Source organism: Pseudacidovorax intermedius, from assembly GCF_003350475.1.
Classification (GTDB): domain Bacteria; phylum Pseudomonadota; class Gammaproteobacteria; order Burkholderiales; family Burkholderiaceae_C; genus Xenophilus; species Xenophilus intermedius.
In genome coordinates this window covers 181,309-206,616 of sequence record NZ_QQAV01000008.1, presented here as the reverse complement: position 1 = coordinate 206,616, position 25,308 = coordinate 181,309, and the positions used below count along the sequence as shown (strand labels likewise).

The window sequence follows — 25,308 nt, the reverse complement described above, 5'->3', positions numbered from 1 at the left end:
TCCGGTGCCTCACCTGACGGATGGTCCGGCGGAGTATCCTGCATTTTCGAGACCCTTCTTCCCCCGGAAAGCCTACCTCTAAAGCCGCCCCGTGTTCCTCCATCTCGTCGTGATCGCCTGGCTCTACGTGGCCGTGATGATGGCCGTGGCCGAGGCCACGAACACCAACGGTAGCCTGCTCGGCGCCATCGTCACCTTCGTGCTGTACGGGCTGCTGCCCATGGGCATCGTTGCCTACATCCTGGCCACGCCGGCGAGGCGCCGGGCCCGGCGTGCGCGGGAGGCGGCGCAGGAGACGCCGACGGAACCTTCCGCCTCAGTCCCGCCAGACCAGCGCCGCGAAGCGCCCGCTGACGCGCCCGTCGCGCCGGTACGAAAAGAAGACTGAGGGATTGCCGACGGTGCACCAGGCGGCGCTGCCGTCGTTGCCGTGCACGCTTTGCACGCCCAGCGCGGCCAGGCGGCGTCGCGCCAAGGCCGGCAGGTCGGCCAGCCATTTGCCCTCGGCGACGCCCGGCACGAAGCAGGCCTGCGCGCCTTCGTCACGCGCCAGGAAGGCGGCGCGCACCTCGGGCCCCACCTCGAAGGCCGTCGGGCCGATGCAGGGCCCGAGCCAGGCCATCAATTCGCTGCCGGGCTCGAAGGCGGCGCAGGCGCTGTCGAGCACGCCCGCCGCCAGGCCGCGCCAGCCGCAATGGGCGGCGGCCACCCGCCGGCCCATCGCGTCGCACAACAACACAGGCAGGCAGTCGGCCACCATGATCGTGCAGGCGATGCCGGGCTTGGCGGTCGTGCAGGCGTCTGCCTCGAGGCCATCCGGGCTGCGTGCGTCGAGCGGCGCGCAGGCCGTGCCATGCACCTGCTGCAGGTAGACGGGACGCACACCAGCGGCCTCGGCCAGCCGGGCGCGGTTCTCGGCCACGGCCGCCGGGTCGTCACCCACATGCGTGCCCAGGTTCAGGCCCGCCCAGCCGCCACCCTGCGCGCTGCCGGAGACGCCGCCGTCGCGCGTGGTGCACAGGGCATGCACGCCAGGCGGCGCCGGCCAGTCGGGGCAGATCATTTGCATGCCCGCGCTCCGGCCATCGATCCGAGGCTCATTCCGCGTCGGGACATTGCGAAGGCTGCGCCGCCTGGAAGGCCGGCAGTTCCATGCAGGCGTCGTACGCGGCCATGGTGCGCGGCAGGCCCGACAGGTCGCTGTCGAACCGGCGGGCGTTGAAGATCTGCGGCACCAGGCAGCAGTCGGCCAGCGTGGGCGTGTCGCCCCAGCAGAAGCGGCCCTCGGGTGAGGCGGCCAGCTGGCGTTCGAAAGCCAACAGCCCGTCGCGCACCCAGTGGCGGTACCAGTCGTTCTTGGCCTCTTCGCTCAGCTTGAGCTCGCGCACCAGGTACTTGAGCACGCGCAGGTTGTTCAGCGGATGGATCTCGCAGGCGATGGACTGCGCCAGCGCGCGCACGTGGGCGCGGGCGGCCGCGTCGCGCGGCAGCAGGGCCGGCTCGGGATGCAGCTCGTCCAGGTACTCGATGATCGCCATGGACTGCGAAAAGCGCTGGCCGTCGTCCGTCTCCAGCAGCGGCACCAGCTGGTCGGCCGACAGTTGCGAATACGGCGCGGTCTTGTGGTCGCCGCGGGCGATGTGCACCGGCACGTAGTCGTAGGCCAGGCCCTTGAGCTGCAGGGCGATGCGCACGCGGAAGGAGGCCGAGGAGCGAAAGTAGTTGTGCAGCTTGATCATGGTCGCCGAGCATACGACGGCGCCGCCTCTGGCACACTCGCCCTTCCCTTCCTCCAACCCTCCCAAGAGCAGTCTCCATGGCTTCCCAGGATTTCGTCTTTGCGCCGGCACCGGTGGTGTCGGTTCCCGTGGCGGGCGGCGCCGCGCGCTTCCCGATCCATCGCATCTACTGCGTCGGTCGCAACTACGAGGAGCACGCCAAGGAGATGGGCTTCACCGGCCGCGAGCCGCCCTTCTTCTTCATGAAGCCGGCCGATGCGGCCGTGGTGGTCGATGCCGGCACCACCGGCACCGCGGCTTACCCCACGCTGACCAAGAACCTGCACCACGAGATCGAGCTGGTGGTGGCCATCGGCACCGGCGGCAAGAACATCGCCGCCGCCGACGCCCACAAGCACATCTTCGGCTACGCCGTGGGCCTGGACATGACCCGCCGCGACCTGCAGAACGACATGAAGAAGCAGGGCCGCCCCTGGGACATCGGCAAGAGCTTCGAGCAGAGCGCGCCCATCGGCCCGATCGTGCCCAAGGCCGAGGCCGGCGACATCGAGAAGGCCGCGATCTCGCTGCAGGTCAACGGCACCGACCGCCAGCGCAGCAACGTGAGCCAGCTGATCTGGAACATCGCCGAGACCATCGAGCACCTGTCGGCCGCCTGGGAGCTGCAGCCCGGCGACCTGATCTATACCGGCACGCCCGAGGGCGTGGCCGCGGTCGTGAAGGGCGACCTGCTGGAGGGCGAGGTGGCCGGCCTGCCGCGCCTGTCGGTCCGCATCGCCTGATCGGCCACCGAGGAGCCGGCGCCCCATGTTCGAGCGACCCCGCATCAAGCACTGCAAGGCCTGCGGCACCGCGGTGGTCTACCGCGTGCCCGACGACGGCGACACGCGCGAGCGCGCCGTCTGTCCGGCCTGCGGCACTATCCACTACGAGAACCCGCTGAACGTGGTGGGCACGGTGCCGGTGCTGGGCACGCGCGTACTGCTGTGCAAGCGCAACATCGAGCCGCGCTGGGGCAAGTGGACACTGCCGGCCGGCTTCATGGAGCTGGGCGAGACCACCGCCGACGGCGCCGCGCGCGAGACGGTCGAGGAGGCCGGGGCCCAGTTCAGGATGGGCGAGCTCTTCGCCCTCATGAACGTGATGCGCGTCGGCCAGGTCCACCTGTTCTACCTGGCCGAGCTGCAGAGTGATCGCTTCGACCCTGGCCACGAGACCATCGAAGCCAGGCTGTTCGAGGAAGACGAGATCCCCTGGGACGAGATCGCCTTCCGCACCGTGCGCGAGGCGCTGCGCTGCTTCTTCGAGGACCGGCGCGCCGGCCGCTTCCAGTTCCACACGCTGGACATCCAATGATGCGCGCACCGCTGCTCCTGCCGCTGCTGCTGGCTGCCGCCGCCGGCGTGGCCCAGGCCCAGAACAGCAAGGTCGGCGAGGTCAGCACCGCCTTCAAGCTCATCGGCCCCGACCACAAGGTGGTGGTGGAGGCCTATGACGATCCGAAGGTCACGGGCGTGACCTGCTATGTCTCGCGGGCGAAGACCGGCGGCCTGTCGGGCGCCGTGGGCCTGGCCGAGGACAAGGCCGAGGCCTCCATCGCCTGCCGCCAGGTCGGGCCCATCGCCATCGCCAATCCCCTGCCGCAGCAGGAAGAGGTCTACAGCGAGCGGCAGTCGATCCTGTTCAAGCGGCTGCGCGTGGTGCGCATGGTCGATGCCAAGCGCAACACGCTGGTCTACCTCACCTATTCCGACAAGCTGATCGACGGCTCGCCCACCAATGCGGTCACCGCCGTGCCGGTCGACCGCGGCACGCCCATCCCGCTCAAGTAAGGCCGCGCGGCGATGGCGACGTCGTCTCCCGCCCATGCGGTCCGCGAGCTCTACCAGGCGCTGTGGTGCCATGCCTCGGGCGTGCGCACGCACCTGGTGGGCGCGACGACGCTCATCTCGGCCTCGCAGCTCATCCGCCTGACCCTGCCCTGGCTGGCCGGTCGCGCCATCGACACGCTGCAGCGCGGCGACATCGCCGGCTCGGGCCGCTGGATCCTGCTGCTGCTGGCCATCTACCTCGTCTCGTGGATGCTGCACGGCCCCGGCCGCGTGCTGGAGCGCAACGTGGGCCTGCGCGTGCGCGAGCGGGTGGCCGACCAGCTCTATGCCCGCATCGCCGCCGCGCCGCTGGTGTGGCGCGACGGCCACCATTCCGGCGAACTGCAGCACCGCGTGCACCAGGCCAGCCGCGCGCTGTCGGACTTCACCCAGAACCAGTTCGTCTACGTGCAGAACGCCTTCAGCTTCATCGGCCCGCTGGTGGCCCTGGCGCTGCTGGCGCCGGCCAGCGGGCTGATCGCGCTGGTGGGCTTCGTCGCCATCGCGGTCGTCATCGTGCGTTTCGACCGCACGCTGATGCAGCTCGCCCGCGCCGAGAACGACGCCGACCGGCGCTATGCCGCCGCCCTGTTCGATTTCATCGGCAATGCCGGCACGGTGATCGGGCTGCGGCTGCAGGCCGCCTCGCGCCGGCTGCTCGGGCGGCGCATGGGCGCGGTGTCGGCGCCGCTGAAGCGGGCCGTGGTCGTGAACGAAGGCAAGTGGTTCACCGTCGACCTGCTGGGCCTGGGCCTGACCTGGGCGCTGGTCATGGAATACGTGTGGCAGAACCGCGTCCCCGGCCAGCCGGTGATGCTGGGCACCGTGTTCATGATCTACCAGTACGCGCAGCAGGCCGCGTCCGTCGTGGGCTCCATGGCGGCCAACTTCCAGAGCTTCGCGCGCATGCACACCGACTGGGGCAGTGCGGCCCCCATCTGGGCTGCGCCGGGCGATCCATCGCAACCCGTGCCGCCGGTGGACAGGCAAGCCGCCTGGGCGACGCTTTCGCTGGAGGCGATGCAATGGCGCTATGCCGATGGCAGCCGCGGCCATGGCCTGCAGGGCATCGACCTGCAGTTGCGGCGCGGCAGCCGGGTCGCGCTCGTCGGCCCCAGCGGGGGCGGCAAGAGCACGCTGCTGCGCGTGCTGGCCGGGCTGTACGCGCCCCAGGCGGGATCGCTGCTGCTGGACGGCCGCCCGGCCGATTGGGCCAGCCTGCGCCAGATGGCCACCCTGATCCCGCAGGAGGCCGAGGTCTTCGAGGCCAGCGTGCGCGAGAACCTGGACTTTGGCGAAGACCGGCCCGATGCCGACCTGCAGGCGGCAGCCACCGCCAGCGCCTTCGACGAAGTGCTGGCGCGCCTGCCGCAGGGCCTGGACAGTCCGCTCACCGAGCGCGGCTTCAATCTTTCCGGAGGCCAGCGGCAGCGCCTGGCCCTGGCGCGCGGCGCCCTGGCCGCTGCCGGCAGTTCGCTGCTGTTGCTGGACGAACCGACCAGCGCCCTCGACGCCGCGACCGAGGCCCAGGTGCTCGAGCGGCTCTCGGCCGCCTTCCCCCAGGCCTGCGTGGTCGCCTCCATCCACCGGCTGGCCCTGCTCGGCCGCTTCGACACGGTCGTTCTCATGGAGGCGGGGCGTGTGGCCGATGCAGGCCCGCGCGATGCCGTGCTGGCGCGGCACCCGGCGCTGGCGGCGCAGGTCGCTGGCGCCTCCGCCTGAGCGCCTGAACTCCCCTCCGGCATGCTTCGCGCACACCTCCGCACCCTGCGGCGCTGAACCCTCGGCCCGCCAATCGCTCCAAGCGCCCCATGTTCAATCCCATTTCCCTGCTGCTGCGGCGCCGCCCGCGGCCAACGCGCCCGCCATCGGCGGGCTGGGCCGCCCTGCTGGGCGGCAGCCTGATGCTCGCGGCCAGCCTCGCCATGGCCGCCCCGGCCAGCCACACGCCGGCCAAATCGGCGAAACCCGCCGCTTCCAAGCCGGCCGCCTCCAAGTCCAGACAGGCCGCGCCGGCACGCAGCGCCGGGCGGGCCAAACCCGCGCAGGCCACCCGCGGGACGAGCGCGCGGGGCCGTCCAGCCCCCGGCAAGAAAGGCCGTTCGGTCGCCCGCCGCGCCGCCCCGGCCGCGGCCGGCGCTGCCGCCCTGAGCGCCGCGCCCGGCGAGATGCCGCGTTTCGCCGCGCCAGCACCCGGCGCCGTGCTCCAGGCCTTCGATGGCGAGCAGAACAAGGGCGTCGACATCGCCGGCCATGCCGGCGATCCGGTGGCCGTGGCCGCCGACGGCAAGGTGGCGTTCGTGGGCACCGAGCTGGCGGGCTACGGCCGCACGGTGATCGTGGAACACGGCGGCCAAGTGATCAGCGCCTATGCCCATGTGCGCAACATCCGCGTGCGTGAGCAGCAGATGGTCCGCCAGGGCGAGGTGATCGCCGAGATCGACGACGGCGATGCGGGCGAAGAAAGCCGCCTGCACTTCGAGATCCGACGCCAGGGTGTGGCGGTCGATCCGCAGCTGTACATGTCGCGCTGACACGTCCCTCGGGTGCCCGGTGATGCAACCGGGCGTCGGCGATGCACCAGCATGGGGCAAGGTCGCGGCACGCAATTTGCAAGAAATTGTGTCCAAAAGCATCCCTCATGTTGAACTTTCTTTCGCGCCGCCTCGGACGGCTCAGCGTCGGCCGCAAGCTCCTGGTGATCTATCTGCTGGACCTCACGGCGGTGATCTTCATCAGCGGCATCCTGATCAACGAGAAGTTCATCGCCATCGATTTCGGCCGCAAGGAAGCCGCAGGCACGGCCTACATCGACGGCGTGCGGCCCACCCTGATGGCGCTGGCCGGCTGGCAGGGCGCGCGGGCGGCGGACGACGCCACGCTGGCGCGCGTCGAGCGGCACTGGGGCGAAGGCATGCAGAGCGCCGAGGCCAGTCGCCACTTCCGCCATGACGCCCAGGCCTGGCGGCGGGCGCCGCAGCCCGAGCGCGACGCCGCGGCCCGGGCGGCACTGGAGAGCGGCCGGGCGCTGGTCACGCGCGTGGGCAACCAGTCCAACCTGATCCTCGATCCGGACCTGGACAGCTACTACACCATGTCGCTGCTGCTGCTGCGCTTTCCGGAGCTGATGGAGCTGGGCGCGGCCATGCGCAGCCAGCTCGTCGCCCATCGCCAGACCCGCACGCCCCTGGAGCGGACGGAATCGAACACGCGCTTCTTCATCCTGGAGGGCCGGCTCGACACCGTGGCCGCCGCCATCCGCAGCGACTACGGCGAGGCCTTCGCCGCCGCGCGGGGTCCGCTGGCCGGCGCGCTGGATGCTTCCCGCGGCCGGCTGCTGTCCGCCATCGAGGACTTCCGCCGCGCTGCCCGCGCGGCCCAGGAGCAGGACAGCGCACCGCTGGCCGCCTTCGACCCCGCCCAGCAGGCGCTGTTCGCCCGGCTGGACGAGGCCTGGAGCGCCACCAGCCGCGAGATGAGTACGCTGCTCGCCGTGCGCGAACACGGCTTCTTCACCCGCATGTGGCTGCACCTGGGCACGGCGCTGTTCCTGCTGCTCTTGATCCTGAGCGCAGTGTTCTATGTGGCACGGCAGATCTCCAAGCCGCTGCGCCGCCTGTCGGACGTGGTGGACACGGTGCGCCGCACCGGCGACCACACGCTGCGCGCCAGCTGGCACAGCAACGACGAGATCGGCCGCCTGGTGGTGGGCTTCAACGACATGCTGGCCCAGCTCGACCGCGAGCGCCGCATCCAGCAGGAGCTGGCGGCCTCGGCGCGGGCGGCGGATGCCCAGCGCGAGCTGGTCGAATCGATCCCGATCCCGCTGATGGTCACGGCCATCCCGGGCCACGAGGTGCTCAACGCCAATGCGCCGGCGCAGGCCTGGCTGGGCGGCCGCTCGCAGGATCCGTGGGCCCAGGGGCTGGAGCCGGGCGTGCGCGCCCGCTTCTTCCAGCAGCTGGCCGACCGCCGCGCCGTCGACGAATTCGAGGTGCGCTGGCAGGGCGGCGGCGCCCCGGGCTGGGCGGTGCTGTCGGCCCGGTTGATCCACTACCAGGGCCAGGAGGCGATGCTCACCGCCTTCACGCCGATCAACCAGCTCAAGCACATGGAGCAGCGTCTCAAGCTGTGGGCCAAGGTGTTCGAGGCCTCGTCCGAAGGCATCCTGATCATCAATGCCGAGCACGACATCATCACCGTGAACAACGCGCTGTGCCGCGGCACCGGGCACGACCTGGCCGACCTGGTCGGCCAGAGCCCGGCCCTGCTGCTGGCCGACGACGGCGCCCACCTGCGCACGCTGTGGCCGGCGCTGGACAAGCGCGGCGCCTGGCAGGGCGAGGTGCTGATGCGCCGCCGCGACGGCCATGCCTACCCGGCCTGGATCGTGGCCAGCGTGGTGCGCGACGGGCCGGACCGCATCTCGCACTACATCTTCACCTCCATCGACATCAGCGACCGCAAGCGCAGCGAGGAGCGCATCCGCTACCTGGCGCTGCACGACGTGCTCACCGGCCTGCCCAACCGCTCCCTGTGTGCCGAGCGGCTGCGCGAGGCCATCGACCGGGCGCAGTCCGCCGGCCGCGGCGTGGGCGTGCTCTTCATCGACCTGGACCGCTTCAAGAACATCAACGATTCGCTGGGCCACCATGTGGGCGATGCACTGTTGCGCTCGGTGGCGCAGCGCTTTGCCGACTCGGTGCGGCCCGTGGACACGGTCAGCCGCCTGGGCGGCGACGAGTTCATGGTCATCCTCGACGGTGTGCGCGGCAGCGACGACCTGGCCGCGGTGGTAGAGCAGCGCATCCTGCCCGCCGTGCGCGAGCCGCACGAGGTGCACGGCTCGCGCCTTTACGTCTCGTGCAGCGTGGGCATGGCCATGTACCCGGAAGACGGCGCCGACATCGACACGCTGATGCGGCATGCCGACATGGCGATGTACGACAGCAAGTCCAGCGGCCGCGACACCGCCCGCTTCTTCACGCCGGCCATGAACGCCCGTGCGCAACAGCGCCAGCAGGTCGAGTCCTGCCTGCGCCACGCCATCGAGCGCGGCGAGCTGTGGCTGGCCTACCAACCGCGCATCGAGGCAGGCTCGGGCCGCACCATCGGTGTGGAGGCGCTGCTGCGCTGGCACAGCCCCGAGCTGGGCGCCGTTCCGCCGGCCGAGTTCATTCCCATCGCGGAGGAAAGCGGACAGATCGTGGCGCTCGGCGACTGGGTGATCCAGCAGGCCTGCGCCCAGCACGATGCCTGGCGACGCTCCGGCCTGGGCGAGCTCACCGTCTCGCTCAACATGTCGGCCGTGCAGCTGCGCACCAGCGGCGTGCCCGAAGTGCTGCGCGCGGCACTGGCTCGCCACCAGGTCAATCCGGCCCACCTGGAGGTGGAACTGACCGAGTCCACGCTGATGGAGACGGCCGAGGAGACCATGGCCCAGCTGCACGCGCTCAAGGCCCTGGGGCTGACGCTGTCCATCGACGACTTCGGCACGGGCTACTCGAACCTCAACTACCTCAACCGCTTCCCCATCGACAAGCTCAAGATCGACCGCTCCTTCGTCCAGCAGATGCTGGAGGACCCGGCGCAGCTGGCCATCGCGCGGGCCATCATCGGCCTGGGCCACACGCTGGGCCTGCGGGTGGTGGCCGAAGGCGTGGAGCGGCCCGAGCATGCGCAGATGCTGCATGCCGCGCGCTGCGACGAACTGCAGGGCTTCCACTTCGGCCGGCCGATGCCGCCCGCCGAACTGGAGCGCTGGCTGCGCAGCCAGCGGCCGGCGGAGCTCGTAGCGGCCTGATCGCCTGGCGCGGTTGGGTCGCGAGGGCTTCCTCAGACGCCGGGCGCGGCGCACTCGGGCGCCACGCGGTCCATCGCCTTCGCCAGTTGCGCCGTCAGCCGCTCGGCATAGCGCGGCCCCGGGTGCACGCCGTCGGCCATGTCGGCCGGATCGAAGTGCACCGCGCCCCAGTCGGCGAACACGCTCCCGGTCTCGGCAGCGATGCGGCGGGCGATGGCGTCGTTCTCGTCGCGGCCTGCCATTCCGCCGATCACCCGCGACAGCCCGGTGATGAGCGGCGTGCGCCCCTGGGCCTTCACATGCGCCACCATCGCCCGGAATGAGGGCTCGTAGGGATAGTGGTGGCCGGCATCGTTGATGCCGTACTGCAGCACCACGATGCGGGCCCGCAGTGTGAGCCGTTCGAACTGCGGCTGGCGCGCATAGGCGCTGTCGCCGGGCACCGAGTTGTCCTCCACTCCATAGAGCGGTCGCAGGCGCTTGAGGATGGCGGCCGGCGGCTCGGCCAGCCGATGGGCGCCGTTGTGGGCGCCATGCAGGATGGAATCGCCCCACAGCGCGACGCTGCAGTCGGGCTGCTGCTGCAGCTTCTGCTGGCGGCTCCATTGCTCCTCGTCCTGCGGCGACAAGTTGCGCCACGCAACGCGGCTGGGTGCACAGCCCGCGAGCGCGGCTGCCAGCACCAGCCACGGCAACGCCCGCGCCACCGCGCCGGCAGTTCTTTCATTCATTGCCCTACTCCCTGAAGAATCTCGCCGCGGCGGGGCTGCAGCGGCGGGCCCGGTCAAATGCCGGGCGGCAGGAATGTTAGGGCGATTCTGGAAAGCAACCTTGAGGTGAACTGGGAGAAGCCAGGCCACGCAGCGGTGCAGCGCGCAACCGTCCGCTCATGGCGAGCCTCAGCCCGGGCTCAACGCGTCGACCTGGGGAGGTCGGACGCGGCGGCTGCCGGCGTGCGCAGCCAGTCGGCCTCCCATCCGCCCCCGAGCGCCTGGATGAGCGCCACCGCCGAGGCCTGCCGCGACAGCTGGGCATTGAGCAGGCTGCGCCGCGCGCTCAGGGCCGAGGCCTGGGCCGTCACCACGTCGGTGTAGTTCACCTGGCCAGCGCGGTAGCGGTTGAGAATCTGCTGCTCCGTCAGGTCCGCGGCTTCCGAGGCCTGGCGCAGCAGCACGGCCTGCTCGGCCTGCGCAGCGGCATTGCTCAACTGGTCCTCCACCGCCTGGAAGGCAGTCAGTACGGTCTGCCGGTAGCTGGCCACCGCGCCCTGGTAGGTGGCGCCGGCCGCATCCACCTGGGCCGCGATAGCGCCGCCATCGAACACCGTCTGCGCGGCCGAGAGGCCCAGCGCCCACAGCAGGTTGGAGGCATTGAACAGGTCGCCCACCCGGCTCGCGCTGCCGGTGACCGAGGCCGTGAGATTGAGGCTGGGAAAGTAGGCGCTGCGGGCGATGCCGATCTGCGCATTGGCCCGCGCCATCGCGCGTTCGGCCGCCGCGATGTCGGGCCGGCGCTGCAGCAGTTCGGCCGGCAGGCTGAGCGGCACCGCGGGCACCACCGGCAGCCAGTCTGCCTGCGGTGCGATGCGGAAGTCGGCCGGCGCCACGCCCACCAGCACGGCGATCGCATGCTCCAGCACGGCCCGGTCGCGCACCAGGCCCGCACGGTCCGAACGCGCGCTGACCAGTTGGGTCTGAGCCTGCAGCACGTCGGTCTGCGCCGCGATGCCCGCCTGGTAGCGGTTGCGCGTGATGGTCAGCGAGCGCTCGTAGCCTTCGAGCGTGCGATCCAGCAGCGCGATCTCGGCATCCGTCGCGCGCAGCTGCAGGTAGTTGGTGGCCAGCGCGCCCGTGGCCGACAGCCGGGCCGCCGCCAGGTCGGCCTGGCTGGCCTGCGCGCTGGCACTGGCGCTTTCCACCGACAGGCGCAGGCGGCCCCAGAGGTCGGCGTCCCAGCTCGCCGTGAGCCCGGCCGAGAAGCTGTTGGACGGCGACGTGCCGCTGTTGCTCCGGACAGGCCCGCTGCGGCGGCCGCTGCCGCTGGCCGTGAGCGACGGCAGCAGCGAGGCGCGCTGCTCGCGCACCAGCGCCTGGGCCTGGCTGTAGGCGGCCACGGCAACGGCGATGTTCTGGTTGTTCACCTGCACGCGCTCGGCCAGCGTATCGAGCTGGGCATCGTCGAAGCGCTTCCACCACGGCCCCTTGTCCAGCGTGTCGCCCGGCGTGGCGGGCAACCAGCCGGCCACGGCCGGTGCCTCCTTGAAGGCCATGGGGGCGGCATCGGCCGGCTGCATATAGCGCGGCCCCACGGCGCAGCCGGCCAGCAGGACGGCTGCCGGCGCCGCCAGCAGCAGCTGCCGGCGCGCGAGGAAGGCGGAAGGAGCGAGGCGGGTCATCATCGGGTGGGAGCGTGTTCGTGGATGCCGATGGGCGGCACGCGGCCGCCGCCGGGACGCAGGCGGTCCATCAGCACATAGATGACGGGCACGGTGAGCAGCGTGAGCAGCTGGCTGGCGACGAGGCCGCCGATGATGGTCACGCCCAGCGGCTGGCGCAGTTCCGAGCCCACGCCGAAGCCGATGGCCAGCGGCAGCGCGCCCAGCATGGCGGCCAGGGTGGTCATGAGGATGGGCCGCAGCCGCAGCAGGCTGGCCTCGCGCACTGCCTCGGTGGCCGTGAGACCGCGCTGGCGCTGCGCCTCCAGCGCGAAGTCGATGATCATGATGGCGTTCTTCTTGACGATGCCGATCAGCAGGAAGAGACCGATGAGCGCCATGATCGACAGGTCCATGCGCAGCATCAGCAGCGCCAGCACTGCACCCACGCCGGCCGAGGGCAGCGTGGTGAGTACCGTCACCGGATGGATCAGGCTCTCGTACAGGATGCCCAGCACGATGTAGATGACCACGATGGCCCCGACGATCAGCAGCGCCTGCTGGTTGCCGCTCTGCTGCGCCGCGCGCGCCGTGCCGCCGAAGCTGCCACGCACGTTGATGGGCAGGGCCACGTCGTTCTCGGCCTGCTTGATGGCCGCCTGCGCCTCCTGCAGCGTCACGCCCTCGGGCAGGTTGAAGGAGATGGTGCTCGACAGCTCGGTGTCTTCATGGCTGATGGAGCTGGGCACCGCCCTTTCCTTTAGCGTGGCGAAGGCCGACAGCGGGACCAGGGTCGTCGTGCTGGTGGCCAGCGCCTGGCCGGTGGAGGCGCCGCGCTGCCCCGGGTTGGCCGAGGTGGTGGTCGAGGTGCCGGTGCTGGTGTCGGTATTCGCCTGCAGCGAGGTGCTGCCCGTGCTGCCGTCCGCGTTGGTCGTGCTGCTGAGCGTCGAAGGCACGTACAGGTCCTTCAGCGCCAGCGGCGAGGTCTGGAAGCGCGGCGCCCATTCCATGATCACCGAGTACTGGTTGAGGTCGTTGTAGATGGTCGCCACCGAGCGCTGACCGTAGGCGTTGTAGAGCGCACTGTTGAGGGCCGTCGTGTTGACACCCAGCCGCGCGGCCGCGTCGCGGTCCACCGACAGAAAGGTCTCGACGCCGTTGTCGTTGGAGCTCTCGCCGTCCACATCGGCCAGCTGCGGCAGCTCGGCCATGCGCGCCGCCAGCTTGGCCGAGGCGGCGCGCAGATCGGTGATGTTGTCGGCGCGCAGGGTGTACTGGTAGGTGGAATTGCTGGAGCGTCCGCCCATGCGCAGCTCCTGCACCGGCCCCAGGGAGACCCGCAGGCCCGTGAGCTGGTTGAGCTGCGGCCGCAGCCGGTCGATCACCACCTGGGTCTTCACGCCGCGCTCGGCCAGCGGCTTGAGGTTGACGAACATGAAGCCGCCCCCTGCACGCGTGCCGCCGGTGAAGCCCACCACCGTGTCCACGGCCGGGTCGGCCTTGATGATGTCCACCGCCTGCTTGAGCTTGGCCGACAGCGCGACGGACGAGATGCTCTGGTCGGCCCGCAGGCCGGCGTTGATCTGCCCGTTGTCCTGCTGCGGGAAGTAGCCCTTGGGCACGTGGACGAACAGGTAGACGTTCAGGCCGATCACCGCCAGCAGCGAGATCACCACGATGGTCTTGCTGGCCAGCGCCCAGTCCAGGCTGCGGGCATAGCCACGAAGGATGCCGCCCCACAGACGGTCGCCCTGGCGGCCCAGCCAGGCGCTGACCGGGGCCCAGCGGCGGCCCAGCGGCCCGGGCGGGCGGCGCTGGTACCAGCTCTCGGCCCGCAGCAGGGCCGCGCACATCATGGGCGTGGTGGTGAGCGAGATCACCAGCGAGATCAGCACCGCCACCGACAGCGTCACGGCGAATTCGTGGAACAGCCGCCCCACCTGCCCGCCCATGAACAGCAGCGGGATGAACACCGCCACCAGTGACAGGCTGATGGACAGCACGGTGAAGCCCACCTCGCGCGCGCCCTGCAGCGCCGCCTGCAGCCGGCCCATGCCGTTCTCGATGTGGCGCTGCGTGTTCTCCAGCACCACGATGGCGTCGTCCACCACGAAGCCGGTGGCCACCGTGAGCGCCATCAGGCTCAGGTTGTTGAGCGAGAAGCCCAGCAGGTACATCACGCCGAAGGTGCCCAGCAGCGACACCACCGTGGCCACGGTCGGGATGATGGTGGCCCGCGCCCGGCGCAGGAAGAGCCCCACCACCAGCACCACCAGCGCGACCGAGATCATCAGCGTGAACTCGACCTCGTGCAGCGCCGCGCGGATGGAGGCGGTGCGGTCCGAGGCCACCTGCACCTCGATGTCCTGCGGCAGCTGGGCCTTGAGCGAGGGGATGAGCGCGCGCACCGCGTCCACCGTCTCGATCACGTTGGCATCGGCCTGCGCCCGCAGCAGCACCACGATGGCTGGTTGGCCGTTGAACAGGCCCAGCGTGCGCGTGTTCTCCACGCTGTCGATCACCTCGGCCACGTCCTTCAGGCGCACCGCCGCGTTGTTGCGCCAGGCGATCACCAGGTCGCGGTAGTCGGCCGCGCGCAGGCCGGGGGATGGCGTGTAGATCTGCAGCCGCCGGTCCTCGCTCTCGATCACGCCCTTGGGACGGTTGGCGTTGTTGGCCTGGATGGCGGCACGCACGTCCTCGGTGCTGATGCCCAGTCGGTTGAGGCTGAAGGGCTCCAGCTCCACCCGCACGGCGGGCAGCGAGCCGCCGCCGATCTCCACGTCGCCCACGCCCTCGACCTGCGAGAGGCGCTGGCTCACGATGTTGGAGACCGTGTCGTAGATCTGCCCGGGCGTTCGCGTCTTGGAGGTGAGCGCGATGATCATGACCGGCGCCGCAGCCGGGTTGGCCTTGCGGTAGGTCGGGTTGCTGCGCAGCGTGGCGGGCAGGTCGACGCGGGCCGCATTGATGGCGGCCTGCACCTCGCGCGCGGCCGAATCGATGTCGCGGTCCAGGTCGAACTGCAGCGTGATGCGCGTGGAGCCCACCGAGCTGGTGGAGGTCAGCTCATTCACGCCGGGAATCACGCCCAGCCGCCGCTCCAGCGGCGTGGCCACGCTGCTGGCCATGGTGTCGGGACTGGCGCCGGCGATGCTGGCACTGACGCTGATGACCGGGAAGTCCACCTTGGGAAGCGGCGACACCGGCAGCTTGAAGAAGGCCAGGATGCCCGCCAGCGCGATGCCGAGTGTCAGCAGCACCGTGGCCACCGGCCGCAACACGAAGGGGCGCGACAGGTTCACGCGCGTGCCTCCGGCGCATGAACCGCAGGACCGCCGTCGTCGTCATCCTCGGGACCGCGCTTGCGCGAGAAGCGCCGGCCCAGCCGGTCGAAGGCCAGGTAGATCACAGGCGTGGTGAACAGCGTGAGCAGCTGCGACAGCACCAGCCCGCCGAAGATCGACAGGCCCAGCGGCCGGCGCAGCTCGGCGCCCTCACCCAGGCCCAGCATCAGCGGCACCGCCGCGAACAGCGCCGCCAGTGTCGTCATCAGGATGGGCCGGAAGCGCAGCAACGCGGCCTGGCGGATGGCTTCTTCCGGCGGCTTGCCCTCGTTGCGTTCGGCGTCGATGGCGAAGTCGATCATCATGATCGCGTTCTTCTTGACGATGCCAATCAGCAGGATGATGCCGATGATGCCGATCACGCCCAGGTCGTTGCCGGTGAGCATCAGCGCCAGCAGCGCGCCCACGCCCGCCGAGGGCAGCGTCGAGAGGATGGTCATCGGGTGCACATAGCTCTCGTACAGCACGCCGAGCACGATGTACACGCACACCACCGCCGCCAGGATCAGCCACAGCTGGCTGGTGAGCGAGTTCTCGTAGGCCCCGGCCGCGCCCAGGAAGCGCAGGTTGATGCTGGCGGGCACGCCGATCTCCTTCGCCGCCGCGCGGATGGCGGACACCGACTTGCCCAGCGCCACGCCCGGCGCGGTGTCGAAGCCGACGGTGGCCGCGGGGTACTGCGCCACCCGCGTGATCTGCAGCGGCGCGGGCTGCTCGCGCACAGTGGCGAAGGCCGACAGCGGCGTGGCCGTACCGCCGCCGGTGCGCAGCTGCAGGCTGCCCAGGCCCTGGGGCGAATCGAGCCCCTCGCGCTGCGCCTCCAGGATCACGCGGTACTGGTTGGTCTCGGTGAAGATGGTGGAGACGATGCGCTGGCCGAAGGCGCTGTAGAGCGCATCGTCCACCGAGCTGGCCGTGACCGACAGGCGCGAGGCCGTGTTGCGGTCGACGTCCACATAGGCGGCCAGGCCCTGCGCGCCGGCGTCGGTGGTGGCATTGCGCACCAGCGGCTCGTTGCCCAGGCGCGCCACGAGCTTCTTCGCCCAGTCGTTGACAGTGGCCGTGTCCGAGCCCTCCAGCGCCACACGGAATTCGGTGGGGCCGGATTCGGCATCGATGGTCAGGTCCTGCGTGGGTTGCAGGTAGAGCTTGACGCCCGCCACCTGCGCCCGCACCGCCTGCGTCAGCCGGTTCATCACCACGTCCTGCGCGTCGCGGCTGCGGCGCAGGTTGATGAGCATGCTGCCGGTGTTCAGGGCCATGTTGCTGGCGCCGTCCACGCCCACCACCGAGCTCACGCTCTGCACATCGGCATCGGCCAGCACGACGGCGGCCGCGCGCTCCTGCAACTGGGCCATGCGCTCGTACGACACGTCCTGCGAGGCCTCGATTCGGGCCTTGAGCTGGCCGGTGTCCTGCGTGGGGAACAGGCCCTTGGGGATGACCACGTACAGCAGCGCCGTGAGTGCCAGCGTGGCCACCGCCACCACCAGCGTCAGGCCCTGGTGGCGCAGCACCCAGCCCAGGCCCACGTCGTAGCGGGCGATCACGCGGTCGAAGAAGCGCTGCACCGTACGCCCGAGCCGGCCGCCGCTCTTCGATTCGGGTTCGAGCCAGCGGGCGGCCATCATCGGCACCAGCGTGAGGGAGACCACGGCCGAGATCAGGATGGTGATGGCCAGCGTGACCGCGAACTCGCGGAACAGCCGGCCGACGACGTCCTGCATGAACAGCAGCGGGATCAGCACCGCGATCAGCGACACCGTGAGCGAGATGATGGTGAAGCCGATCTGCGAGGCGCCGTCGAGCGCGGCCTTGAACGGCGGCTCGCCCTCCTCCAGCTTGCGGGCGATGTTCTCGATCATCACGATGGCATCGTCCACCACGAAGCCAGTGGCGATGGTCATGGCCATCAGGCTCAGGTTGTTGAGCGAATAGCCCAGCAGGTACATCACGCCGGCCGTGCCGATGAGCGAGATGGGCACCGCGATGCTGGCGATGATGGTGGCGCGCAGGCTGTGCAGGAACAGGAAGATGACCAGCACCACCAGCACCACGGCCAGCACGAGTTCCATCTGCACATGCTCGACCGAGGCGCGGATGCCGGAGGTGCGGTCCGACAGCACCTCCACCCGCACGTTGGCCGGCATGGCCGCCTGCAGCTCGGGCAGGCGGGCGCGGATCGCATCCACGGTCGAGATCACGTTGGCGCCCGGCTGGCGCTGCACGTTGACGATGATCGACTGGCGCAGCGAGCCGTCGCCGGCCCCGTTGGCCTGGGGCTGGTCGTCCTTGAGGCCGGCCCAGGCGCCCAACTGCGCGTTCTCGGCGCCGTCGACCACGCGTGCCACGTCCGACAGCCGCACCGGCGCGTTGTTCTTCCAGGCGACGATCAGCTTCTTGTAGTCGGCCGCGGTGAGCAGCGCGTCATTGGCGTTGATGGTGTAGGCGCGCTGCGGCCCGTCGAAGCTGCCCTTGGCGCCGTTGGCATTGGCCGCGGCGATGGCGTTGCGCAGCGTGTCCAGCCCGATGCCGGCCGAGGCCAGCGCCTGGGTGTTGGCCTGGATGCGCACGGCCGGCCGCTGGCCGCCTGCCAGCGTGACCAGGCCCACGCCGCTGACCTGGCTGATCTTCTGCGCCAGCCGGGTGTTGACGATGTTCTGCACCTCGGTCAGCGGCAGGGTGTCGGCCGTGACCGCCAGCGTCATGATGGGCGCGTCGGCCGGGTTGACCTTGGCATAGACCGGCGGCGCGGGAAGGTCGGTGGGCAGGAAGGAACCGCCCGCGTTGATGGCGGCCTGCACCTGCTGCTCGGCGACGTCCAGCGTCTGGTCCAGGTCGAACTGCAGCGTGACGATGGACACGCCCGCCGCGCTGGTCGAGCTCATGCGGTTGAGGCCGGCCATCTGGCCGAACTGGCGCTCCAGCGGCGCGCTGACCGTGCGGCTCATGACCTCGGGGCTGGCGCCCGGGTAGAGCGTCTGCACCTGGATGGTCGGATAGTCCACCTGCGGCAGCGCCGCCAGCGGCAGGAAGCGCAGGCCCACCAGGCCGGCCAGCACGATGGCCAGCATCAGCAGCCCGGTGGCGACCGGCCGCTCGATGAAGGGACGCGAGGGATTCATCGGCCTTCACCGCTGCCGCCACCACCGCCGCCTTCGCGCCGACGCTGTTGCAGGCGCTGCCAGCGCTCGATGGCTTCGGGATCGCCCTTGTCCAGGCCGTCGAGCATCGCCTGGATGCGGGCCAGCCGTTCGGGGTTGTCGCGGGCACTGTCGAGCATGCGCTGGCGCTGCTCGGGCGTGGGCAGTGCGGGCGCAGGCGAGGCGGCAGCGGACGCAGGCGCGCCGGCAGCGGGCGCCGAGGCCCCTGCTTGCGGCGCCGACGCACCGGCGGCGGGCGCGCCCGTACCCTCGGCCCCGCGGCGGCGTTGCCCGCCCTGGCGTGGGCCGGTGGCCGGGCGCTCACCCTGCAGTTGAACGCGTGAGCCGTCGTTGAGCCGGTCGCCGCCTTCGGTCACCACCTTATCGCCGGCTTGCAGGCCCGAGGTGATGGCGATCACCTCCGGCGTGGACTCGCCGCGCTTGACGGGCCGCACCTCCACCGTGCGGTCGTCGCGGATCACATAGACATAGGGGCCGGTGGGCCCGGTGCGCACCGCGGTCACCGGCACCACCAGCGCGTCAACCGTGCGCAGCGTGAGCCGCAGGTTCACGAACTGGCTGGGAAAGAGCTTGGCCTGCGTGTTGTCGAAGCGGGCCTTGGCCTTGACGGTGCCGGTGCCCACGTCGACCACGTTGTCGAGCGTGGAGAACACGCCTTGATCGAGCACGTCGCTGCGGGTGCGATCCAGCGCCGTGGCCTGCAGCCTGGACCCGGTGGCCTGCTGCGCCTGGATGTCGGGCACGCGGTCCTGCGGCACCGAGAACTGCACGTCGATCGGGTTCATCTGCGTGATGACGGCGACGCCGGTGGTCGCATTGGCCGCCACGTAGTTGCCCGGGTCCACGGCACGCAGGCCGATGCGGCCCGTCACCGGGGCGGTGATGCGGGTGAAGTCGAGGTTGAGCTGCGCACTGGCCTCGGCGGCCTTGTCGCTGACCACCGTGCCTTCGAGCTGGCGCACCAGCGCGGCCTGGGTATCCACGTCCTGACGGGCGATGGAGTCCTGCGAGAGCAGCGTGCGGTAGCGCTCCAGCGTGACGCGGGCAGCAGCCAGTTGGGCCTCATCGCGAAGACGCGTCCCACGCGCCTGGTCCAGTGCCTGCTGGTAGGGGCGCGGGTCGATACGGGCCAGCAATTGGCCCTTTCGCACCATCTGGCCTTCGGTGAACAACACCTCGGTCAGCACGCCGCCGACCTGCGGCTTGAGCGTGACGGTCGCCAGGGGCGTGACCGTGCCGAGTGCGTCAAGCGTGATCGGCAACTGCATGCTGCGCACCACGGCATGGCCGACGGTGACGCTGCCGAAGGCACCTGCCGCCCCACCAGGCCCACCAGGCCCACCGGGACCGCCCGGGCCTCCGGGGCCTCCGGGTCCACCGCGGCCCGGCGGCCCGCCGAAGGCGGCGCTGCCTTCGGCAGCCGGGCGGTGCACCAGGTACCAGCCGAGCCCCACCAGGCCGGCCACCAGCACGAGCACCGCCGCGCCCCCCAGCCAGCGGCTGCGCCGCCCCGGAGGCCGCGCGGGCGGCACCACCGGCTCTGCGGCGTTCGAAGTCTCGGAAGGGGGAGTGTGGCGAGGGTCCATGGATGCGTGGCAGGCGTGCGGCTGGGCGTGCCGCGAGTAGAGCGGGAAATCGTAGCTGCGATGTGGGAGCGACCGTAAAGCGGCGGTAAAGCCTCGCCCCTGTCGGCCGCCGCCCCGTCGGGCGACTCGCGGGCGGCCGCCGCGCAGCCTCAGCCCGCTGCCGTTCGCGCCGCCATCCTGCCGTTCGCGCCAAGCTGGCGCCATTCATCGCAGGCCGGTGGCGGCGGGCCCGGGCCGCCGGCACAGTCCCCTCCCATCGCAGCCTGCCTGCCGGCGGCCCTCATCCACCTGACCTCACTCAAGGAGTTTCCATGCTCACCGATTCCATGCTCTTCCAGATCGTCGCGCACACCCCCACCTGGGTGTTCGCCGTCTTCGCGGTGCTGGCCTGGCGCGGCGCGCGGCAGTTGGTGACGCGCGAGGTCAGCCTGGCCGGCGTCACCGTGCTGCCGCTGGCGCTGGTCGGCTTCGCGCTCTATGGCGTGGCCTCGGCCTTCGGCCATTCGCAGGCTGGCCTGCTGGCCCTGGTGGCCTGGGTGGTCGCTGCCGCCGCCAGCGGCTTCTGGATGCAGGCGCGGCCGCTGTCGCCGCGCACCCAGTACGACCCCGAGCTGCGCGAGTTCCTGCTGCCCGGCAGCCCCTGGCCGCTGGTGCGGATGATGGGCATCTTCCTCACCAAGTACGTCGTCGGCGTGACGCTGGTCTTCCATCCCGGCCTGGCGCAGGACAGCGGCTTCGCCCTGGGCATCAGCGCCCTGTACGGCCTGTTCAGCGGCATCTTCGCGGGCGGCGCCCTGCGGCTGTGGCGCCTTGCGATCAGCGCCGACCGTGCCGCGTCGCTGGCCTGATCCTTCTCCACCCATTGCCGCGAATCCATCATGCGCCCCGAACTGTCTTCCGCCGCCCTCGATGTCCTGGCACAACGCCGTGCCCGGGCCAAGCTGGGCTGGTTCTGCCACGCCGCCATCTATGCGCTCGTGAACCTCGGACTGATCGTGCTGTCGCTCGCGCAGGGCCGGCACTGGGCAGTCTTCCCGCTGCTGGGCTGGGGCCTGGGCCTGTTCTTCCATGGCCTGGGCGTGTGGGTCTTCGCGCCCGGCAACCCGGTGATGGCACACATGGTGCAACGCGAGCGGGAGCGACTGGCCCGGACCGGCCGCTGACGTCCCGTCCCTCCTTGCTTTCTGAGGCAACATCGCGCCCCATGATCACCGTCCATCACCTCGAAAACTCCCGTTCCCAGCGCGTACTCTGGCTGCTGGAAGAACTCCAGCTTCCCTACGAGATCGTGCAGTACAAGCGCGACCCGGCCACCATGCTGGCGCCGCCCGAGCTCAAGCGGGTGCATCCCCTGGGCAAGGCGCCGGTCGTCACACTCGACGACGGCAGCGTGCTCGCCGAATCCGGCGCCATCCTGGAGACGCTGGCCGAGCGCTACCCCGCGGCCGCCCTGCTGCCCGAGGCCGGTAGCCCCGAGGCCCTGCGCTGCCGCTACTGGCTGCACTACGGCGAGGGTTCGGCCATGCCGCCGCTGCTGCTCACGCTGGTGTTCAACCGCATCAAGGGCGCGAAGATGCCCTTCTTCGTCAAGCCCATCGCCCGCGGCATCGCCGACAAGGCCATGGCCAGCTTCGTGCAGCCACAGCTGCGCCAGCACCTGGACTTCATGGAGTCCGAGCTGGCCCAGCGCGACTGGTTCGCCGGCCCGTACTTCAGCGTGGCCGACATCCAGATGAGCTTCCCGGTCGAGGCGGCCCGCGCCCGGGCCGGCTTGGACGGCAGCCGGCCGAAGCTGATGGCGTGGCTCGAACGCATCCACGCACGGCCGGCCTACCAGCGCGCGCTGCAGCGTGGCGGCCCCTACGCCCTGATGGATTGAGCGCAGCGCCGGCGTCCTTTCCCCAACACCTCGTCCGGAGCGCGCCGCTATGCCCGTTCTTCTGCTCATCCTCAAGTTCGCCGTCGTGACGGTGCTGGTCGCCTCGCTGCTGGAGGCCGCGGTACTGTCGTGGCGCCACACCCGCGGGCTGGGGCCGGCCTACGACTGGAAGTCCGCCGGGCTGTCGGTGATCGACTTCCTGGTGCGCGAATACCCGCTGCGCTGGCTGCTGCCGCTGGCCTTCTGGGTGGGCTGGATGGACTGGCTCTATGCGCACCGGCTGTTCACCCTGCCGCTGGACCACTGGACGGGCTGGGTGGCGGCCTTCCTGCTGCAGGAGTTCTGCTATTACTGGTACCACCGCGCGGCACACCGCGTGCGCTGGTTCTGGTGCACGCATTCCATCCACCATTCGCCCAACGACCTCAACCTGTCGGCGGCCTACCGCTTCGGCTGGACGGGCAAGCTCACCGGCGTCCTGGCCTTCTTCCTGCTCGCTCCGCTGCTGGGCGCGCCGCCGCGGCTGATCCTGCTGATGTTCACGCTCAACCTGCTCTACCAGTTCTGGATCCATGCCACCTGGATCCCGCGCCTGGGCCCGCTGGAATGGGTGCTCAACACGCCCTCGGCGCACCGCGTGCACCATGCGTCGAACCTCGAATACCTGGACGGCAACTACGGCGGCGTGCTGATCATTTTCGACCGCCTGTTCGGCACCTACATCGCCGAGCGCGAGGACGTGAAGCCGCGCTACGGCCTGGTCAAGCCACAGACCTCGTACAACCTGCTGGCCATCGAGTTCGACGGCTGGCGCGCGCTGTGGCGCGACCTTCGCGGCGCGAAGTCGGTGGACGAGGCGCTGGGCTACCTGTGGCGCCCGCCGGGATGGCGGCCCGGCGGCGGCGAGACGACGGAAGAACTGCGTCGCCATGCAATGCGGGCGTCACCGGCTCTGACGCCGGCACCCGTGCCGCGCGGCCCGACGACGGACGCGGTGATCGCGCCACCGCTGCCGGCCCCATGACCCAGCCCTCGGATGCAGCGCCTGGAGGCCGGCCGCCGGCGACCGGCGCATCGGCGATGACCGTCCTGCTGCGCAGCCTCCTGCGCCACTACCTGCATGTGCTGGCCTTGTGCTGCGTGGTGACGGTGTTCACCACGCTGATGTGGCCCACGCGCAGCTACCTGATCCAGCTCGTCTATTCGGTGTGCATCGGCACGATCTGCTGGGCCACGATGGAAGCCGGCCGTTACCTGGTCGACCCGCGCCACTGCCATGGCAACCCCGAGGGCGGCCGTGGCTGGCCCAAGGGCTGGCGCGGACTGGTCCTCACCGTCACCGGCATCCTGGTGGGCTTCTACGTGGGCGACGAGGTGGCCTACTGGCTGATCGGCCCCGGCGACAGCGACGCCGGCCCCGCCAACAAGAACATCATCGGGCTGTACATCACGGTGGCGGCCGGCGCCATCGGCTCCTTCTACTTCCACGCCAAGGGCAAGTCGGCCGCGATGGCCGCAGAGATCGCCGCTGCCGCCCGCGACGCCTCCGAGGCGCGGCTGAAGCTGCTGGAGACGCAGCTGGAACCGCACATGCTGTTCAACACCCTGGCCAACCTGCGCGTGCTGATCGGCACCGATCCCGAACGGGCCGTGGCCATGCTGGACCGGCTCAACGACTACCTGCGCGCCACGCTGGGCGGCTCGCGCAGCACGCTGCATCCGCTGTCGCAGGAATTCGACCGCCTTGCCGACTACCTGGCGCTGATGGCCGTGCGCATGGGGCCGCGCCTGCGCTGCACGCTCGAGTTGCCGCCCGGGCTGCGCGAGGTGCCGGTGCCCCCGCTGCTGCTGCAGCCGCTGGTCGAGAACGCCATTCGCCACGGGCTGGAGCCCCAGGTCGAAGGCGGCGAGATCCGCGTGCTGGCCCGGCGCGAGGACGGCGACCTCGTCATCGACGTCATCGACACGGGCGCGGGCCTGGCCACGGCACCGGATGGCCGGCCTGGCGAAGGCGCAGGCCCGCCGCCTTCGGACGACGGCGCGGCGTCCGCGGGCGGCTTCGGCCTCACGCAGGTGCGCGAGCGCCTGCGCACCCTGCATGGCGAGCGCGGCACGCTCACGCTGAGTTCGCCGCCCGGCGGCGGCACCCGCGCCACCGTCACCCTGCCCCTGCCCGCTTCCGCCTGACCACGCCCTGCCGATGCCGACCGCCCTGATCGCCGAAGACGAACCGCTGCTCGCCCAGTCCCTGCAGGTCGAGCTGGCCCGCGCCTGGCCCGCCCTGCAGGTGACGGCCGTCGTCGGCGATGGCCTGAGCGCCGCCCGCGAGGCGCTACGGCTGCGCCCCGACGTGCTGTTCATGGACATCCGCATGCCCGGTCAGGACGGCCTGGCCGCCGCCGAAGAAATCGCGGAGCGCTGGCCTGCCGACGAAGCGCCCATGCCGCAACTGGTCTTCGTCACCGCCTACGACGAATACGCCGCCCGCGCCTTCGAGGCGCAGGCGCTGGACTACCTGATGAAGCCGGTTCAGCCGCAGCGGCTCGCGCGCACCGTCGCCCGCCTGCAGGAACGCCTGGCCGCGCCCGCGGCCCTGCCGCAGCAGGCACTGGCGCAGTGGCGCGACCTGCTGGGCGCCGCCTCGCCGCCGCGCGGGGAATCGGCGCCACTCAAGTTCATCGCGGCCAGCAATGCGGGCGGCACGACCGTGCGCATGGTGCCGGTGGACGAGGTGCTGTACTTCGAGGCCGCCGACAAGTACGTACGGGTGCTGACGGCCGACGCCGAACACCTGATCCGCACGCCGCTCAAGCAGTTGCTGCCGCAGCTCGATCCGCAGCGCTTCTGGCAGATCCACCGCGCGGTGGTGGTGCGGGCCGATGCCGTCGACGCCGTCCACCGCGACGAAGCCGGCCGCATGCAGCTGACGCTGCGGGGCCGCCCGGATGAGCCGTTGCCCGTGAGCCGACTCTACGCGCCGCTGTTCCGGGCGATGTAGCGCGTGGTGCAGGCGCATGCGAGCGCCCACGAAAAAGCCGCCTGCCGGCAAGCGGCGAGGCGGCTTGGGCGCTGCACGGATCGGCCCTTGGGCCGATCCGCTGCCATCAGCGCCAGTGGTGATGGTGGCGGTAGTAGTACGGTCCGGGGCCGTAGTAGACCGGTGCCGGCTCATACACCACCTGCGGCGGCGGGCGGTAGTACACCGGCGGCGGCGGCCGGTAATACACCGGGGCCGGGGGCGCCACGTAATAGGCTGGCGGGGGGCCGTAGTAAGCAGGCGGAGGGGCCGCCACGCCCACGGCCACGCCCGGCACCGACACGCCCAGCGACCAGCTCACCTGCGCGCTGGCCGACGATGCGGCAAACAGGGCACCCGCCGCAACGGCGGCAGCCGCCGCCAACTTGAAGAAGCCCGTGCGAGAGACATTCATCTCGATCTCCTGGAAAAACTGGGGAAGGACGCCATTCGCAAAACTGCCGTCCACCTGACCCATAGAACGGCCAAAGCCCCGGAAAGGTTCACCCGTGAACGTGACGTTGGTTGC

Annotated in this window: 21 protein-coding genes; 13 read left to right on the top strand and 8 right to left on the bottom strand. The window is 70.7% G+C overall.

The genetic code is table 11. From position 1 onward, the window contains the following. The first annotated feature begins 91 nt into the window (after nucleotides 1–91). A complete protein-coding gene (locus tag DFR41_RS19325; protein ID WP_114803943.1) occupies nucleotides 92–388 on the top strand; it encodes a hypothetical protein in 297 nt (98 codons plus the stop codon). On the opposite strand, the gene pgeF is transcribed toward DFR41_RS19325, so the two are convergent. After that, complete coding sequence (gene pgeF / locus DFR41_RS19320) at nucleotides 317–1,069, bottom strand: peptidoglycan editing factor PgeF (RefSeq protein WP_114803942.1); 753 nt, start codon at nucleotides 1,067–1,069, stop codon at nucleotides 317–319. The genes DFR41_RS19325 and pgeF overlap by 72 nt on opposite strands. Nucleotides 1,070–1,097: 28 nt before the next feature. After that, nucleotides 1,098–1,736: a maleylacetoacetate isomerase gene (gene maiA / locus DFR41_RS19315; protein ID WP_114803997.1), complete on the bottom strand. Its 639-nt coding sequence runs from the start codon at nucleotides 1,734–1,736 to the stop codon at nucleotides 1,098–1,100. A gap of 80 nt (nucleotides 1,737–1,816) precedes the next feature. Here maiA and DFR41_RS19310 point away from each other — a divergent pair, with 80 nt between their 5' ends. The 6 genes from DFR41_RS19310 to DFR41_RS19285 all read left to right on the top strand — a co-directional run bounded on the left by DFR41_RS19310 (nucleotide 1,817) and on the right by DFR41_RS19285 (nucleotide 9,413). Continuing rightward, complete coding sequence (locus tag DFR41_RS19310) at nucleotides 1,817–2,521, top strand: fumarylacetoacetate hydrolase family protein (protein ID WP_114803941.1); 705 nt, start codon at nucleotides 1,817–1,819, stop codon at nucleotides 2,519–2,521. A gap of 25 nt (nucleotides 2,522–2,546) precedes the next feature. Then, on the top strand, nucleotides 2,547–3,095 hold the full coding sequence (locus DFR41_RS19305) for an NUDIX hydrolase (RefSeq protein WP_114803940.1): 549 nt from the start codon (nucleotides 2,547–2,549) through the stop codon (nucleotides 3,093–3,095). Next, on the top strand, nucleotides 3,092–3,571 hold the full coding sequence (locus DFR41_RS19300) for a CreA family protein (protein ID WP_425326712.1): 480 nt from the start codon (nucleotides 3,092–3,094) through the stop codon (nucleotides 3,569–3,571). The genes DFR41_RS19305 and DFR41_RS19300 overlap by 4 nt, the downstream gene beginning before the upstream one ends. A gap of 12 nt (nucleotides 3,572–3,583) precedes the next feature. Further along, complete coding sequence (locus tag DFR41_RS19295; RefSeq protein WP_114803939.1) at nucleotides 3,584–5,332, top strand: ATP-binding cassette domain-containing protein; 1,749 nt, start codon at nucleotides 3,584–3,586, stop codon at nucleotides 5,330–5,332. 89 nt (nucleotides 5,333–5,421) lie between these two features. Further along, nucleotides 5,422–6,144 carry a murein hydrolase activator EnvC family protein gene (locus tag DFR41_RS19290; RefSeq protein ID WP_114803938.1) on the top strand — a complete coding sequence of 241 codons (723 nt, stop codon included), beginning with the start codon at nucleotides 5,422–5,424 and terminating at the stop codon, nucleotides 6,142–6,144. Between the two features lie 107 nt (nucleotides 6,145–6,251). Then, nucleotides 6,252–9,413 (top strand): EAL domain-containing protein, encoded by a 3,162-nt coding sequence (locus DFR41_RS19285; protein WP_114803937.1) that lies wholly within the window; start codon nucleotides 6,252–6,254, stop codon nucleotides 9,411–9,413. Between the two features lie 32 nt (nucleotides 9,414–9,445). Here DFR41_RS19285 and DFR41_RS19280 read toward each other — a convergent pair whose 3' ends face one another. From DFR41_RS19280 to DFR41_RS19260, 5 genes are all read right to left on the bottom strand, one after another. Further along, on the bottom strand, nucleotides 9,446–10,144 hold the full coding sequence (locus DFR41_RS19280; RefSeq protein WP_147284397.1) for an SGNH/GDSL hydrolase family protein: 699 nt from the start codon (nucleotides 10,142–10,144) through the stop codon (nucleotides 9,446–9,448). Between the two features lie 179 nt (nucleotides 10,145–10,323). Beyond that, nucleotides 10,324–11,808, bottom strand: coding sequence for an efflux transporter outer membrane subunit (locus DFR41_RS19275; protein WP_211322632.1), 1,485 nt, complete (start codon nucleotides 11,806–11,808; stop codon nucleotides 10,324–10,326). Continuing rightward, nucleotides 11,808–15,092: an efflux RND transporter permease subunit gene (locus DFR41_RS19270; protein ID WP_114803934.1), complete on the bottom strand. Its 3,285-nt coding sequence runs from the start codon at nucleotides 15,090–15,092 to the stop codon at nucleotides 11,808–11,810. Before DFR41_RS19270 ends, DFR41_RS19275 begins: the two co-directional genes overlap by 1 nt. Continuing rightward, nucleotides 15,089–18,259 carry an efflux RND transporter permease subunit gene (locus tag DFR41_RS19265; RefSeq protein WP_114803933.1) on the bottom strand — a complete coding sequence of 1,057 codons (3,171 nt, stop codon included), beginning with the start codon at nucleotides 18,257–18,259 and terminating at the stop codon, nucleotides 15,089–15,091. The genes DFR41_RS19270 and DFR41_RS19265 overlap by 4 nt, the downstream gene beginning before the upstream one ends. After that, a complete protein-coding gene (locus tag DFR41_RS19260) occupies nucleotides 18,256–19,884 on the bottom strand; it encodes an efflux RND transporter periplasmic adaptor subunit (RefSeq protein ID WP_114803932.1) in 1,629 nt (542 codons plus the stop codon). The genes DFR41_RS19265 and DFR41_RS19260 overlap by 4 nt, the downstream gene beginning before the upstream one ends. Before the next feature lie 311 nt (nucleotides 19,885–20,195). Here DFR41_RS19260 and DFR41_RS19255 point away from each other — a divergent pair, with 311 nt between their 5' ends. The 6 genes from DFR41_RS19255 to DFR41_RS19230 are packed head-to-tail and all read left to right on the top strand — an operon-like array spanning nucleotide 20,196 to nucleotide 24,761. Beyond that, entirely contained in the window at nucleotides 20,196–20,732 is a 537-nt protein-coding gene (locus tag DFR41_RS19255; RefSeq protein WP_017762169.1) for a DUF6622 family protein, read from the top strand. A 30-nt stretch (nucleotides 20,733–20,762) separates the two neighbouring features. Then, nucleotides 20,763–21,047, top strand: coding sequence for a 2TM domain-containing protein (locus tag DFR41_RS19250; RefSeq protein ID WP_017762168.1), 285 nt, complete (start codon nucleotides 20,763–20,765; stop codon nucleotides 21,045–21,047). A 41-nt stretch (nucleotides 21,048–21,088) separates the two neighbouring features. After that, nucleotides 21,089–21,763, top strand: a complete 675-nt coding sequence (locus DFR41_RS19245) for a glutathione S-transferase family protein (RefSeq protein ID WP_017762167.1) — start codon at nucleotides 21,089–21,091, stop codon at nucleotides 21,761–21,763. A gap of 49 nt (nucleotides 21,764–21,812) precedes the next feature. Further along, nucleotides 21,813–22,787 (top strand): sterol desaturase family protein, encoded by a 975-nt coding sequence (locus DFR41_RS19240; RefSeq protein WP_114803931.1) that lies wholly within the window; start codon nucleotides 21,813–21,815, stop codon nucleotides 22,785–22,787. Between the two features lie 56 nt (nucleotides 22,788–22,843). Next, on the top strand, nucleotides 22,844–23,950 hold the full coding sequence (locus DFR41_RS19235; RefSeq protein ID WP_114803930.1) for a sensor histidine kinase: 1,107 nt from the start codon (nucleotides 22,844–22,846) through the stop codon (nucleotides 23,948–23,950). A 13-nt stretch (nucleotides 23,951–23,963) separates the two neighbouring features. Beyond that, on the top strand, nucleotides 23,964–24,761 hold the full coding sequence (locus DFR41_RS19230; protein WP_114803929.1) for a LytR/AlgR family response regulator transcription factor: 798 nt from the start codon (nucleotides 23,964–23,966) through the stop codon (nucleotides 24,759–24,761). A gap of 106 nt (nucleotides 24,762–24,867) precedes the next feature. On the opposite strand, the gene DFR41_RS19225 is transcribed toward DFR41_RS19230, so the two are convergent. Beyond that, complete coding sequence (locus tag DFR41_RS19225; RefSeq protein ID WP_114803928.1) at nucleotides 24,868–25,194, bottom strand: hypothetical protein; 327 nt, start codon at nucleotides 25,192–25,194, stop codon at nucleotides 24,868–24,870. Nucleotides 25,195–25,308: the final 114 nt, after the last annotated feature.

Bases quoted from the DNA above. Each gene is read 5' to 3' on its own strand.
- pgeF (WP_114803942.1), bottom strand. From the start codon at position 1,069: ATGCAAATGATCTGCCCCGACTGGCCGGCGCCGCCTGGCGTGCATGCC.
- DFR41_RS19280 (WP_147284397.1), bottom strand. From the start codon at position 10,144: ATGAATGAAAGAACTGCCGGCGCGGTGGCGCGGGCGTTGCCGTGGCTG.
- DFR41_RS19235 (WP_114803930.1), top strand. From the start codon at position 22,844: ATGACCGTCCTGCTGCGCAGCCTCCTGCGCCACTACCTGCATGTGCTG.
- DFR41_RS19245 (WP_017762167.1), top strand. From the start codon at position 21,089: ATGATCACCGTCCATCACCTCGAAAACTCCCGTTCCCAGCGCGTACTC.
- DFR41_RS19300 (WP_425326712.1), top strand. From the start codon at position 3,092: ATGATGCGCGCACCGCTGCTCCTGCCGCTGCTGCTGGCTGCCGCCGCC.
- DFR41_RS19230 (WP_114803929.1), top strand. From the start codon at position 23,964: ATGCCGACCGCCCTGATCGCCGAAGACGAACCGCTGCTCGCCCAGTCC.
- DFR41_RS19255 (WP_017762169.1), top strand. From the start codon at position 20,196: ATGCTCACCGATTCCATGCTCTTCCAGATCGTCGCGCACACCCCCACC.
- DFR41_RS19290 (WP_114803938.1), top strand. From the start codon at position 5,422: ATGTTCAATCCCATTTCCCTGCTGCTGCGGCGCCGCCCGCGGCCAACG.
- DFR41_RS19305 (WP_114803940.1), top strand. From the start codon at position 2,547: ATGTTCGAGCGACCCCGCATCAAGCACTGCAAGGCCTGCGGCACCGCG.
- DFR41_RS19265 (WP_114803933.1), bottom strand. From the start codon at position 18,259: ATGAATCCCTCGCGTCCCTTCATCGAGCGGCCGGTCGCCACCGGGCTG.
- DFR41_RS19275 (WP_211322632.1), bottom strand. From the start codon at position 11,808: ATGACCCGCCTCGCTCCTTCCGCCTTCCTCGCGCGCCGGCAGCTGCTG.
- DFR41_RS19310 (WP_114803941.1), top strand. From the start codon at position 1,817: ATGGCTTCCCAGGATTTCGTCTTTGCGCCGGCACCGGTGGTGTCGGTT.
- DFR41_RS19285 (WP_114803937.1), top strand. From the start codon at position 6,252: ATGTTGAACTTTCTTTCGCGCCGCCTCGGACGGCTCAGCGTCGGCCGC.
- DFR41_RS19260 (WP_114803932.1), bottom strand. From the start codon at position 19,884: ATGGACCCTCGCCACACTCCCCCTTCCGAGACTTCGAACGCCGCAGAG.
- DFR41_RS19295 (WP_114803939.1), top strand. From the start codon at position 3,584: ATGGCGACGTCGTCTCCCGCCCATGCGGTCCGCGAGCTCTACCAGGCG.
- DFR41_RS19250 (WP_017762168.1), top strand. From the start codon at position 20,763: ATGCGCCCCGAACTGTCTTCCGCCGCCCTCGATGTCCTGGCACAACGC.
- DFR41_RS19240 (WP_114803931.1), top strand. From the start codon at position 21,813: ATGCCCGTTCTTCTGCTCATCCTCAAGTTCGCCGTCGTGACGGTGCTG.
- DFR41_RS19225 (WP_114803928.1), bottom strand. From the start codon at position 25,194: ATGAATGTCTCTCGCACGGGCTTCTTCAAGTTGGCGGCGGCTGCCGCC.